This is a genomic window from Streptomyces sp. NBC_01445 (assembly GCF_035918235.1).
Classification (GTDB): Bacteria; Actinomycetota; Actinomycetes; order Streptomycetales; family Streptomycetaceae; genus Streptomyces.
The window spans coordinates 7,139,453-7,152,392 of the sequence record NZ_CP109485.1; the positions used below are offsets into that span (position 1 = coordinate 7,139,453).

Annotated in this window: 9 protein-coding genes; 2 read left to right on the top strand and 7 right to left on the bottom strand. The window is 72.8% G+C overall.

The window, feature by feature from the left end:
* Positions 1-105: 105 nt before the first annotated feature.
* Entirely contained in the window at positions 106-933 is an 828-nt protein-coding gene (gene lipB, locus OG574_RS32460; RefSeq protein WP_326776107.1) for a lipoyl(octanoyl) transferase LipB, read from the bottom strand.
* A 433-nt stretch (positions 934-1,366) separates the two neighbouring features.
* Between lipB and OG574_RS32465 the strand changes: the two genes are divergently transcribed.
* Positions 1,367-2,857, top strand: a complete 1,491-nt coding sequence (locus OG574_RS32465; RefSeq protein ID WP_326776108.1) for a regulator — start codon at positions 1,367-1,369, stop codon at positions 2,855-2,857.
* Between the two features lie 42 nt (positions 2,858-2,899).
* Here the strand turns inward: OG574_RS32465 and OG574_RS32470 are convergent, their stop codons facing one another.
* The 5 genes from OG574_RS32470 to OG574_RS32490 form a co-directional block, all read right to left on the bottom strand.
* Positions 2,900-5,158, bottom strand: a complete 2,259-nt coding sequence (locus OG574_RS32470) for an alpha-L-fucosidase (RefSeq protein WP_326776109.1) — start codon at positions 5,156-5,158, stop codon at positions 2,900-2,902.
* On the bottom strand, positions 5,155-7,326 hold the full coding sequence (locus OG574_RS32475) for a family 20 glycosylhydrolase (RefSeq protein WP_326776110.1): 2,172 nt from the start codon (positions 7,324-7,326) through the stop codon (positions 5,155-5,157). The genes OG574_RS32470 and OG574_RS32475 overlap by 4 nt, the downstream gene beginning before the upstream one ends.
* A 335-nt stretch (positions 7,327-7,661) precedes the next feature.
* Positions 7,662-9,011, bottom strand: coding sequence for an NAD(P)/FAD-dependent oxidoreductase (locus OG574_RS32480; RefSeq protein WP_326776111.1), 1,350 nt, complete (start codon positions 9,009-9,011; stop codon positions 7,662-7,664).
* A gap of 260 nt (positions 9,012-9,271) precedes the next feature.
* Positions 9,272-10,126: a peptidoglycan recognition protein family protein gene (locus OG574_RS32485; RefSeq protein ID WP_326776112.1), complete on the bottom strand. Its 855-nt coding sequence runs from the start codon at positions 10,124-10,126 to the stop codon at positions 9,272-9,274.
* A 98-nt stretch (positions 10,127-10,224) separates the two neighbouring features.
* Positions 10,225-11,028 (bottom strand): SDR family NAD(P)-dependent oxidoreductase, encoded by an 804-nt coding sequence (locus OG574_RS32490; RefSeq protein WP_326776113.1) that lies wholly within the window; start codon positions 11,026-11,028, stop codon positions 10,225-10,227.
* 115 nt (positions 11,029-11,143) lie between these two features.
* Between OG574_RS32490 and OG574_RS32495 the strand changes: the two genes are divergently transcribed.
* Positions 11,144-11,812 (top strand): TetR/AcrR family transcriptional regulator, encoded by a 669-nt coding sequence (locus OG574_RS32495; RefSeq protein ID WP_100592123.1) that lies wholly within the window; start codon positions 11,144-11,146, stop codon positions 11,810-11,812.
* A 6-nt stretch (positions 11,813-11,818) separates the two neighbouring features.
* Here the strand turns inward: OG574_RS32495 and OG574_RS32500 are convergent, their stop codons facing one another.
* Positions 11,819-12,937, bottom strand: coding sequence for a PP2C family protein-serine/threonine phosphatase (locus OG574_RS32500; protein WP_326776114.1), 1,119 nt, complete (start codon positions 12,935-12,937; stop codon positions 11,819-11,821).
* Positions 12,938-12,940: the final 3 nt, after the last annotated feature.

Sequence of the window (12,940 nt, forward strand, 5' to 3'; positions counted from 1 at the left end):
ACCGGCTCCCTACAGCTTTGATTCTTCGGCGTACATCAGGGTACGCCCGTGGTCTTGATGGGCCTTACGTGTGGCCAACCTCTGGCCTTCGGGGTGCATTCCCGCTCAGGCGGTGGCCTTGTCGGGTTCCTGCTCGGGCGCCTTCTCGATGACGCGCGGAGCGAGGGCCGCGTTCTCCAGGACGTCGCGCAGGTGGCGCTCGACGACCGGCAGCACCTCGTCGATCGTGACCTCGCGGCCCAGCTCGTACGAGAGCGAGGTGACGCCCGCGTCGCGGATGCCGCAGGGGATGATCTTGTCGAAGTTCGAGGTGTCCGGATTCACGTTCAGCGCGAAGCCGTGCATCGTGACGCCCTTGGCGACGCGGATGCCCATGGCGCAGATCTTCCGGTCCTCGCGGCGCTGGCCCGCGTTCGACGGCGCGTACTCCGGGCCGTTGAGACGGGGGTCGAACTCGGAGTCGTTCACCCGGGGGTCGAAGTCCAGGGACAGGCCGCCGAGCTTGGGGCGCTCGGCCGCGTCCTTGGCGTCTCCGAGCACCCACACGCCGGCCCGGCCCTCCACGCGGGACGTCTCCACGCCGAACTCGGCGCAGACCGCGATCATCGCGTCTTCGAGGCGGCGCAGGTGTGCGACCACGTCCACGGGGCGGGGCAGCTTCTGGATCGGGTAGCCGACGAGCTGGCCCGGGCCGTGCCAGGTGATCTTGCCGCCCCGGTCCACGTCCACGACGGGGGTGCCGTCCAGCGGGCGCTCCTCGGGTGCGGTGCGGCGGCCTGCGGTGTAGACCGGCGGGTGTTCGAGTAGCAGGCAGGTGTCGGGGGCCTCGTCGGCGAAACGGGCGGCGTGCACACGGCGCTGCTCGTCCCAGGCGTCCTGGTAGTCGACCGAGTCCGCTCCGAAACCCAAGCGGACGAACCGCAACTCATTCACGGTCAGTGCCTCCCTAGAACCTTCAGCGTGCACATGTCGCGCCCCGCCACTGTACGACCAGCGCCGCCGCGCCAGCCGTTCGGGCAATCCTCACACGATCGGATGAAAGGGGGTGCCTGCCGGACTGATCAGGGGAACCCGTGCGCGCTGCGTGATAACTTCGGCGCCGTCCGTGAGCGGGGAGCCGCTTGTGGACCTACCGCCCGGCGGGCGGGAAGTCAGGCTTGTGGAGGCTGTGTGAGACCGGACTCCGGTCCGGCAGAGCCTGTGAAGCAGGAACCCACCGAGGTCCCGTGCGAGCGGGACGGCAGGAGTTCTCCGCTTGCGGGGAAGGACGTCAAATTCGCGCCGTTCCATGTGGGAGCAGTGCAGAGGGGGGCGCACCACGGCCCCCCTCTACGGCTTCCTAGGGCCCGGAAGGCAATCGCACAGCATGACGGAACGACCTCCGCAGCGCACGCCCAACCGCCAGCTCGCCGCGCTCATCGCGGAGGCGGGGTTCTCCAATGCCGGCCTCGCCCGCCGCGTCGATCAGCTCGGCCTGGAGCACGGTCTCGACCTGCGCTACGACAAGACATCCGTGACGCGCTGGCTGCGCGGCCAGCAGCCCCGCGGCACCACACCCGCACTGATCGCCGAGGTGTTCACCCGGCGCCTGGGACGCCGGCTCTCCGCCCAGGACCTGGGGCTCGACGCCTGCTCCCCGGTCTACGCGGGCCTGGAGTTCGCCGCCTCGCCCGAGGAGGCCGTCGACATCGTCAGCGGCCTGTGGCGCAAGGACTCGGGCAGCCATGCCGAGCTCCGCAAGATCGCTTTTACCCCGGCGGGGCTCGTCGTGCCGAGCCGGGACTGGCTGATCGGGCGGGCCGACGACCGCGTCGCCCACGGGGACCACGGCGGTCCCGGCGGCGTGCGGATCCCCGCCCAGGGGCGGGCCCCCGCCAAGCTCATGGCCGGGCTCGAACCGGGGCCGCCCCCCTTGCCCCGGCAGCGCGGCCACGCCGAGCGCGGGCCCGGCCAGCGCGTCACCGCCGGAGACATCGCGGCCCTGCGCTCCGTCGGCGAACTCTTCCGCTCTCTCGACCAGGCGTACGGCGGAGGCCACGCCCGCCAGGCGCTCGTGCGCTACCTGGAGCACGAGGCCGAGCCGATGCTGCGGGGCACCTACGGGGAGCAGACCGGCCGGCGGCTCTTCGCGGCCACCGCCGATCTGACCCGGCTCGCCGGCTGGACCTCGTACGACATCGCCGCGCACGGGCTCGCGCAGCGGTACTTCGTGCAGGCGCTACGGCTCTCGCAGGCGGCGGGGGACAGGATGTACGGGTCGTACGTCCTGGTCACGATGAGCCGCCAGGCCGTCTATCTCGGGCACGGGCGCGAGGCCGTCCAGCTGGCGCGGGTCGCGCAGCAGGGCGTGGGCTCCTCGGCGCCGCCCGCCGTGCAGGCGCTGCTGCACGCGGCCGAGGCGCGCGGGCACGGCGTGCTCGGCGAGGTGCGCGCGTGCACGGCGTCGCTGGTGCGGGCCGAGCGGACCCTGGAGGCGGTGCGGACCGGGGACGACGTGCCGCACTGGGCGCGGTTCTTCGACGAGGCGCAGCTGGCCGACGAGTTCGGGCACTGCCACCGGGATCTCCAGCAGTACCGCGCGGCCGCCCAGCACGCGGAGCGCTCGCTCCAGCTGCGGGCGCCCGGCTTCGCGCGCAGCAGGCTGTTCTGCCGGGTGGTGCTTGCCTCCGCGCGGCTCGGGCTCGGCGAGCTGGACCAGGCGTGCACACTCGGCGCCGAGGCCGCGCAGGCCGCCTCCGAGATGCGCTCCGTGCGGGCGCACGAGTACGTGCGGGAGTTCGAGCGCCGCCTGGAGCCCTACCGCGACGCGGCCCCGGTACGCGGATACCGGGACCGCATCGCCGCCCTCAGCCACTGACGGGACGGGGGTGGTGCGCATCCGCCCCTGCCCGCCGGCCGACTACGGCTGAGCGCTCCCGCGCACCTGCACCTCCGCCAGGGACAGCGGGTCGGCCGCGGACTCCAGCTGTACGCGCACATAGCGGCCCGTCGTCCCGGACGGCAGCGCCACGTTCGACGGCTTGCCCGCCTGATCCGCGACCCGTACGGCCGTCACGCCGGGGCTCTTGCGGGCCTCGTCGAGACTGTCCGCGGTGATCGGGGAGTCCGAGGTGAGGACCCAGAAGTCGGACAGGCGCTCGGCGCAGCAGTCGGTGCGGTTCCAGATGTCGACGCTGCTCAGATCGGCCTTCGCGCCGAGGTCGACCTGCCACCATGCCTGGTCCGACGGCTCCGCGGTGTGGCTGACGGAACCCGCGCCGAATGTGCCGTCCGTGTTGCCGTCGACGGCACGCGAGGCCGGGGCGTCCCAGGCGGTGGACTTCTGCGTGGCGCTCTTGCCGAGCGCCAGGTTCTCCGCGGCGACCGTCGCCTTCACGGTCGTGGTGACCGTCATCCCCGCGTGCCGCAGGGTGATCGGCAGCTCGTACGAGCCGGGCTTCGCGGACCGCGGCGGGGTCACCTCGAACGGCACCTCGACGGAGGCGCCGGGTCCCTGCGGCGGAACCCCGGCCGCCTTCGGGGTCACCGTCCACCCGTCCGGGGCGCCGATGGTCACCTGGGTGCCGGGCGCCTTCTTGCGGGAGGTGTTGGTGACGGTGAGCGTGCCGTCGGCGGTGCGGCCGGGGTTCAACTCCTTCGGCAGCTCGGTGCGGGTGCGGGCCAGGCTGTGCACGCCGGGGGTCTCGATCTTGAAGACGTAGGCGTACTTGCCGGTCTCGGCGGGGGTGTCCACCACGACCCGGCCCCGGTCGTCCTTGTGCCACGTGAGCGGTCCCGCGTCCGAGCCGAGCAGGGAGATGCGCGTGCCCTTCCTCACCGGGGTGTCGGCGCCGAGCGTCAGCTGTTCGCCGGGCCATTTCAGAGCGGTGGCGTACAGGGCGCCGTCCTTGACCGTGTAGCGGACGGTGTCGTCGGAGGTCGGCTCCTCGGCGTGGTGCCAGTACGTGGTGCCGTACACGGCCTCGCCGTTGGTCTTCAGCCAGGCGCCGATGTCCATCAGGCGCTGCTGCTGGAGCTCGGGGATCGTGCCGTCCCCGCGCGGCCCGACGTCGAGCAGCAGGTTGCCGTTCTTGCTGACGATGTCGCTGAGCGAGTCGACGAGCTGGTCGGAGGTGAGGTAGTCCTCCTCCGGCTCGTTCTGGTTGTAGCCGTAGGAGTGCGCGATGCCGCGGCTGGCCTCCCACTTGTTCGGGTCGATCTCCGACTTGACCGTGTACTCGGGGGTCTGGAAGTCGAGTTCGGTGGAGTCGAGGGCGCCCGTGTCGATCTTGCAGCGGTTGGCGACCGCCACCTCCTTGGGGTGCTTCCGGTTCTTCGCCCGGTTGTAGTAGTCGGCGAGGACGGGGGCGGTCTTCCAGTAGGACGCCGGCTTCTCCCACTGCCCGTCGCACCACAGCAGGTCCGGGTCGTACTGGTCGATCAGCTCCCGCATCTGGGGCGCCATGTAGTCGGCCACGTAGTCCTTGACCGCGGGCGCCCCGGTGTACGGGACGGGGGCGCCCGTGTACGGGTTGGTGACCGGACGGCCGGTGTACGACGGGTTGTTCCACTCATAGAGCGAGTAGTAGAAGCCGGCCTTGAGGCCCTTCTCCTTGCGCGCCGCCTTGAACAGGTCGCCCGCCAGGTCGCGGTGCGGCCCCAGGTCGACGGTGTCGCGCCCGCTGACCTTCGAGTCCCAGAGAGCCACACCCTCGTGGTGCTTGGACGTCAGCACGAAGTACTTGGCGCCGGCGTCCTTGAAGAGCTTCACCCAGGCGTCGGGGTCGTACTTCTCCGCCTTCCACTGCCCGATGAAGTCGTCGTAGTTCGCGGCCGTGCCGTACGTGTCCTTGTGGTGCTGGTTGGTGGGGCTGCCCGCGTCGTTCATGTACGCCCAGTACCACTCGGCGTAGCTCCCGCGCGGGCCCCAGGCGGGCACGGAGTACGCGCCCCAGTGGATGAAGATGCCGAACTTGTCGTCGTCGAACCAGCTCGGCGTCGGATGGCTGTTGAGGGAGTCGAGCGTGGGCTCGTAGTCCTTGGCCGGGGGTGCGTCCTGGGCGGCCGCGGGGCCGCCCGTCGCCGGCAGGCCGAGCAGCGCGGCGCAGGCTGCCGCGAGCACGGCGGCACAGGCGCGGCGCCGGGCGTTTCGCGCGGGGCGTGGTCTGAGGCGTGTCACTTGGTGTCCTTCCCGGACAGACCGGCGATCCTGCCGGCCGTCAACGGCTCGTCCCAGGTGGTGAGTTCGTCGAGGTCGCCGCGGAGGCTCACCTTCTCCGTGCCGATCGAGCGCAGGGGCAGGGGGATCGACGCGTCGACCGTGCCGACCCGCTCCCCGTCCGCGTAGAGCGTGGTGTGACCCGGGGTCGCCACCCAGGTGAGCCGGGTCCAGCGGTCCAGCGGCAGCGTGTAGTCGAAGCTGAGGTCGGCCGAGCCGTACCGGGTGAAGCCGACCTTGCCCGTGCCGTACTGCATGAGCTTGAGCGCGCCCGCCTTCGAGCTGAGCAGGACCTGGTCCGCGGTGCGGGCCGTCGGGCGGACCTGCACCGACACCGTCCACGGCTCGGCGACGTCCATGCCGCCGAAGCCGACACCGTCCCGGTCCGAGTCGAACCGCCACGCCTGCCCGCGCACGCCGTCGGTCACCGGCGCAGGGTTGTTGATGATGTACGACGTGCCCGGCAGGTCACCCGCAGTGTCCTCGGCGAAGATCGTGTTGCCGGGGCTGCCCGCGTACGTCCAGCCCTTCGGGTACGCGGCCGGGTCGAAGGTCCAGTGGTGGCTCGGCCGGCCGTCGTTCACCCGCGGCTTCACGGGCGTGGGTGTGATGCCGGGCGGGTCGCCGATGAGAGCCGCGCGGGCCCGGAAGTCGGCCAGGGTGTCCGGGGTCGCCGTGCCGTTCCAGGCGCGGTCCGCGAGGATCGCCCGGGCGCCGGCCATCGACTGCTCGAAGTACGCGTCGTCGGCCCAGAAGTTGTAGTCGGCCCAGTTGGTCAGGCCGGAGCCGAGCATGTCGGGCGCCGTGCTGACGGTCCAGCTGTCGTACATCCAGGGCTCGTTCGGGTACAGGTGGTGGTAGTTGTTCGGGGTGTCGTAGAACGGGCCGATGGCGATCTCGTCGTGACCCGGCACGGCGGGCTCGGCGCCCGTGCCCTCCCAGGTGATGAAGACGACCGGGCCGTGGACGGTCTGCTGGGGCGCGGCCAGGTGCTCCGAGCCGTTGTAGACGGCGGTGCGCTTGCCGTGCGAGGCGATCACGTCGTCCAGGGTGTTGATGTACCGGTTGAGGAGGTCGCCGAGCGTCGACACATCGGGGGAGGCGGCCAAGTAGTCCTGTACGCGCGGGCAGTCGGCGAGCTGGCCCGGCACCTCCTCGCCGCCGATCGAGAACAGCGGCGCGTCGAACCAGCCGGCGAACTCGTCGACGATCTGCTTCGTCTTCGCCACCGCCTTCTCGCTGGTCATGTCGATGATCCAGTCGGGCGTGAGGTGCGAGTGCGTGTGCGCGGCCGTGCAGGGGTTCGTCCCCGAGCCGAAGCCGATGCCGAACGCGTCGCTGATCGCCGTCGCGTGGCCGGGGATCTCCAGGCCCGGCATCAGCTGTACGTGGTGGCGGGCCGCGAACGCCTTGAGGTGCTCGATGTCGGAGCGGCTGTAGCTGTGTTCGGGGTCCGCGAGGCCCGGGAACTTCGGGCTGTACAGGCGGAAGCCCTCCGACTCGGAGAGGTGCAGCATGAGCGTGTTCAGCTTCTGGTCGCCCATCCTGCGGATCAGGTTCTCCAGGTACGGGATCTTCCAGTACTTGCGGCCCGCGTCGAGGTGGACCATGCGGATCGCCTGTGTGGGGACGTCGGTGGCGCGGGCCCGGGGGAGCGTGCGGTGCTCGTCGGCCGTGGAGCGCAGGAGCTGGAGCAGGGTGCGGGTGCCGTAGAAGAGGCCGTGTGTGGAGGCGGCCCGGATGCGGACGGCGCCGTCCGAGCTGTCGAACCGGTAGCCCTCGGCGCCGAGTTCACGGTCGTCGGCGAGGCCGAGGACGATGTCGCCGGGCCCGGCGTGGGCCACGTTGCTCGCGATGCGCGGCTCGATGCCGGATACCTGATCGATTTCCGTGCGCAGCTGGGCGGCGAGCTGCTGCACGCTCTGGCGGGCGGGGCCGGGGAACTCGGCGCGGCCGGACGGCTCGGACGTCTCGGCGCGGGCGCGCGGGTCGACCAGGACGCGGGTGCGGTGGGTGATCGCGACCGTGCCGCCGAGGGACGTCCAGTCGGCGGGGCGGGGGACCACGGACGGCTGCCCGGCGAGCGGTTCGGGGGACTGCTCCTCCGGCTGGGCTGCTGACGACGGCACTACAGCTCCGATGAATCCGGTGACTAGGGCTAGGACGAACAGCAGGGCTGACGCCGTTCTTCGCACTGCGGCCTCCAGGGACGAGGGTGCGGACGTGGGGACCGTAAAGGGGAGTTGCTGTGGTGGCAAGGGTGCGCGCGGGGAAATGAGGGCGCCCGCCTCCGGAAGGTGCCACGGAGACGGGCGCGTATGGGGGACCTGTAGAGGTCGGATGTGTGGTGAGGGCGGCTGGGAGGCCTCCTGTCGCTGAGCTGTCGTTGAGCTGTCGCTGGGCTGGGGTGGGCCTGTGCATTGCCTGTGCAGTTCGGGGTGTACGGGGCGGCCGTGCGGGTCCGTCAGGCCGCGGCCGGCACCATGCCCGCCGTCGGGGCCAGTTGGACGCCCAGGTCCGTGAGGATCGCGTGCGCGGCGCGGCGGCCCGAGTGGAGGGCGCCCTGCACCGTGCTCGTGCCGCGGTGGTCGCCGCACACATAGAGCCCGTGAAGGAGCCGCACCGGGCGGCGCAGGTCGTGCGGGGCCGGCATCGCGGGCACCGCCTCCGGGTCGTGGTGGACCGCGAGGGTCTCCCAGTCGGAGGTCGACGTGCCGTAGAGGGCGGCCAGTTGGGCCCGCAGTTCGCGCTCGGGCGGCGGTGGGCCGAGGACCGTGGAGGAGACCAGCGCGCGGCCGGCCGGGGCGCGCGTCGGGTCGACCTGGCTGATCACCGCGGAGTACGCGACAGGGCCGAGCCGGTCGGCGTCGAGGAGCAGCGCCGGGTCGGTGAGCGGCGGCTCGGGGACCGCGTGGTGGACGACCGTGACGGGGTGGAACTCCGGCAGCCGCAGGCCCGGGAGCAGCCCGGCCGCGGCGCGTGCCCCGGTTGCCAACAATGTTGCCCGGCACCGGAGTTCACCGTGTTCCTCGGTCGTCACCGAATTCGCGGAGATGGCCCTGACGCGCACGCCGGTGCGGACCGTGCCCGGCGGGAGCCCGGCGGCGAGCAGCTCGGGCAGGGCGTCGGCGCCGCCCTCGGGGACGCAGAGGCGGCCGCGCGCGTAGGCGAGCAGGGCGAGGTCGGCGCACCGGCTCGACGAGGTGAGGTCCGGGTCGCACAGGAGCGCCGACAGGAGGGGGCGCACAAACCCGTCGAGGGTGCGGGCCGGCAGTCCGCGGCCCATCAGGGCGTCGGCGGCGGGTAGTTCGGGGCGCGCTAGGAGACGGGGGACCGGTGTCCCGGCGAGGCGGGCCAGCGACCGGGCGAGCCGGGCGTGGTCGAGGGGGCTGCCGAGCGGGGCGGTCGGGCGCGGGCTCCTGGCGGCGGCGCGGGGACGGGGCACCCTGGGGGCGCTCGCGAGGGCGCGTGCCGTCGTGAGTGCGCCCCTTGCGCGCCGTGGGGCCGGGAGCTCCCCGGCGCGATGGCGGCGTCCGTCGCTGTGCACCAGGACCCCGGGCGAGAAGGGGCGCAGGACGAGGGCGTCCAGGCCCGGGGTGCGGCGCAGTTCGGGGTACGAGGTGCACAGGAGTCGGCCGATCCGGTCGAGCCGGAACCCGTCGACCTTCTCGGTGGACATGCGACCGCCCACACAGGGGCCGGCCTCCAGGACCAGGGTGGGAACGCCCGCCCTGGTCAGGCGGTGGGCGGCCAGGAGTCCCGCGACCCCGGCTCCCACGATGACGACGTCCGCGTGCTGTGCGGGCTCAGGCACGTGCGCCTCCCTGGCGGTTGTGCGGCTGGTGGGAGCCGTCGCACGTACCCCGGGCCGTCAGGCCGGCGCACGCAGGCGGGCTCCGAAGGCGTCCTACCCCCCGGTGAACCCGCGTACGGCTCCGAACACCCGGGCTGTACCCGAGTCCGTCGAGGGTAGGTCCGGGCCCCGGCCGAGGGAGTCGCGCGTAGCCCGGGCACGGTCGCACGGGGGGCGCCCGGTGCCACCGGACGCGAGCCCAGCCTGATCCGAACGAAGCCCTACCGCCCCTGGAGCGCCGCCGCCCGCTGCCTGATCTCCGGGAGCTCGGCCATCAGGGCCTGGCCCGGGCAGTACGTCTCGTACTCGTCCCGGTGCGCGGCGATGGCGTTGAACTCGGCCGTCCTGCCCTTGCGGAAGCGGCTGAGGCTGTTCGTCGAGGTGAGGCGGACGCGGGAGCGCGGGTCGATGTTCGCGAGGCCCAGCTTCCAGGCGGAGAGCGCCGCGATGGACTTCGTCATGGAAGGCGGCACCGGGGTGCCCGCGGTGAAGGTGCCGATGGCGGCGATGCCCGCCGTGCCCTGGTTGAAGCCCTGGGCGTGCGCCCCCACGACCGCCTTGTCGACGCCGCCCGCCCGGCCCTCGTAGATCGTGCCGCACCTGTCGACGAGGAAGTTGTAGCCGATGTCGTCCCAGTTCCGGCCGCCCGCCTGGCCCGCGTACAGATAGCGGATGATGCGGGGCGTGTCGGCGCAGTCGTAGACGTTCGGCGAGTCCGTGTGGTGGATGAAGACTGCCGTGACGCGGTCGGCGTACCGGGCGGGCGGCTTGCGGTAGCCGGCATCCGCCAGCCAGTCGGCTCGCGGCACGATCCGGGGCAGCGCGGCGGTGTGCCGACGGTTGACCGGCCGGCGCGCCCGTAGGGCGGCCGGCGACAGCACCGGCGGCCGGCGTACCGGTACGGCGGCAGGCGGCAGCGCCGGCGCGGCCCGGTCGGTGGCAGTGGGGCCCGCGGCCCGGCCCGACTTCGCCGCTGAACCGCCGTCCCCGGGCCCGACGGTCACGGCACACATCAGCAGCAGGCCGAAGGCCGTGGCCGCCGGAGCGCACCACAACGTCATACGGAAGACGCGCATGCGTGACACTCTCCACCACGCGCCCAGGGCTCGCCCGCACGGCGCGCCATGCGAGTGATCGCGGGCGCGCCGCAGGTCAGGCCCGCCTTCGCCGCAGATCAGAAGTGCGTGCCGCCGTCGACCCTGACCTCGGTGCCGGTGATGAATCCGCCGTCCTCCGAGCCGAGCATCGCGACGACGGACGCCACGCTCTCCGGCCCCGCGAAGCCCTGGCCTATCGCCGGCGCCAGCTTCATGAACAAGCTCATGTCGGCGTCCTCGGGCAGGCCGGGGCCGCTGCTCTGCCGGCTGGCGCCGGAGCCGTCGGTCATGCCGGAGGAGATGGATCCGGGCTGCACGGCCGTGAACCGGATGCCCTGCTTGCTGTACTCGCTCGCCAGGGCGTGCGTCATGGACTGGATGCCGCCCTTGCTCGCCGCGTACGCCGCCATGTAGGGGTGGGCGAACGTGGCCGACGTCGAGCTGAAGTTGATGACGGCGGCCCCGTCACCGGCGAGGAGCGCCGGGATCGACTCGCGGATCATCAGGAACGTGCCCGCCAGGTTGATCTGGAGCACCTGGTTGAAGTCGGCGAGCGACGTCTCGTGGGTGTGCGAGGAGCGCAGGATGCCGGCCGCGTTCACCAGCACGTCCAGGCCGCCGAGCGCCTCGACGGCGGCGGCGACGCCCGCGCGCACGGAGGCCTCGTCCGCGACGTTCACGACGACCGTGGTCAGCCGGTCCGCGCAGCCCGCGGCGGTCGCCTTCTCGACGGTGTCCTTCAGGCCCGCCTCGCTGACGTCGGCGGCGACCGCGCGGGCACCCTCGGCGAGGACCCGCAGCACGGTGGCCTGGCCGATGCCGGAGCCACCGCCGGTGACGAGTACGCGACGGCCTTCGTAGCGGTTCAGGTTCGGGCTCATGCGCTGCTCCACTTCACTTTCTCACGACGATTCGCTGTCCACCGTACGCCCAGGTGGCACGATTTGCCATAACGTCAGAACGTGCATGCTTGTTCCGGACGCATAGGCTTCCCCGGTGAGCCCCACGAAGGATCAGCGCAGTCCGCAGCCCTCCCTGACCGAGCGGCGCAAGGCCGCCACCCAGCTGGACATCGCCCGCGCCGCCGCCGGACTCTTCGCCGAGCACGGCCCCGACGGCACGACGGCCGAGGACATCGCCCAGCGGGCGGGCGTCGCGCTGCGCACCTTCTACCGCTACTTCCGGGGCAAGCAGGACGCGGTCGGCCCGCTCCTCGCCGCGGGCGGCGACGCCTGGCGCGCCCTCCTGGAGGACGCCGAACCCGGCACGGACCTGCGCGTCACCCTGGAGACGGCCGTCACCGCCACGCTCTCCGCCCCCGGTGACCACGGCCCCGAACAGTTGGAGACGACCAGGGGACTCCTGCGCGCGGCCCAGGACGACGCCGCGCTGCGGGCCGTCTGGTACCGGGTCAACCAGGAGTCCGAGGAGCGCCTCGTGCCGGTCCTGACCCGGCTCGCGGGCGAGGAGGCGGACCCCCTCGACGTACGGCTCGCCGCCGCCGCGGCCACCGACGCCATCCGGATCGCCCTGGAGGCCTGGGCCGCCACCGACGCCCCCGCGACGGGCGCGACCGGCTCCCCGGCGGTCCTCGCGCTCCGCTGCCTGCGGGAACTGACGGGCGGGATCAGCTTGTTGGGGGCAGGCCGGGGCGGGGCCCGATAGGGGCCGTCAGTCGTCCTCCGGGTCGATCGCCGGGTCGATCTCCGGCGCGAACACGAGCAGCGTCAGATCGTCCCGTACCGTCCCCGCGAACCGGACCACGTCCCGCCACAGCGCGTCCGTCAGCTCCGCCGGGTCGTCCGCGCTGAACCGGCACAGGCGCTCCCTGAGCGGGTAGAAGGCACCGGACGGGTCCCGCGCCTCGATCAGTCCGTCCGTCAGGCCGAGCAGCCGGTCGCCCGGCCGCAGCCGCACCGTGAGCTGCTCGAGCGGCGCGAGGCCCGCGATCCCGAGCCCGAGCGGCGCCCCGGACGGCACCGGCAGCTCGATGACCTCCTGCCCGCGCAGGAGCAGCGGCCGCGGATGGCCGCACGAAACGGCCCGTACCACCGGGGCGTCGTCGGGGAACTCGAGCAACAGCGCGGTCGCGAACAGCTCGGCGTGCTCGTCCTCGGCCGAGTCGACCACGAGCCTGCGGTCGAGCCGCGCCGCGACCCCCTCCAGGTCCGACTGGTCGAGCACGGCCTCACGGAACGCGCCGAGCAGCCCCGCCACCGTGGCGACCGCGGACAGACCGTGGCCCTGCACATCACCGATCACGGCCCGTACCCCGGTCGGCCCCCTGCGCACGTCGAAGAGGTCACCGCCGACCAGCGTCCCGCGCTCGGCCGCCCGGTACAGGCCCGCGCAGCGCACCGTGCCGACCCGGTCACGCAGCGGCGGAAGGACGGCGAACTGCGCCGCCTCGGCGACCGTGCGCACGGTGACGAGCTGGGCGTCGCGCCGGCTGCGGACCCAGCCGATCAGCACGCTGAGCAGCGCCACGAAGGAGACCGTGAGCACGTCGCTGTTGCCGGGGTGCCCGAGGTTCATGAAGGGCACGTTCAGCAGGACGATCACGGTGCCGCCGAGCAGCGCCGTGGCGGCGGGGCCGTAGGTGAGGGCGGCCAGCGGCGGGACCGCCCCCAGCAGGAAACCGAGGTCCAGCTTCTCTTCGGTGACCAGCTGGGCCAGGCACAGGGCGGCGAGGAGCCCGACCGGCAGCCATCGCACCCAGCGCGGCGGCGGTGCCCCGCGGAGCCAGGCCCGCTCCTCGCCGTCCCGGCGACGCAACAACGCCCCGGTCATCGG

Coding starts and splice junctions, on each gene's coding strand:
- OG574_RS32500 (WP_326776114.1), bottom strand. CDS start 12,937: ATGACCGGGGCGTTGTTGCGTCGCCGGGACGGCGAGGAGCGGGCCTGG.
- OG574_RS32465 (WP_326776108.1), top strand. CDS start 1,367: ATGACGGAACGACCTCCGCAGCGCACGCCCAACCGCCAGCTCGCCGCG.
- OG574_RS32490 (WP_326776113.1), bottom strand. CDS start 11,028: ATGAGCCCGAACCTGAACCGCTACGAAGGCCGTCGCGTACTCGTCACC.
- OG574_RS32485 (WP_326776112.1), bottom strand. CDS start 10,126: ATGCGCGTCTTCCGTATGACGTTGTGGTGCGCTCCGGCGGCCACGGCC.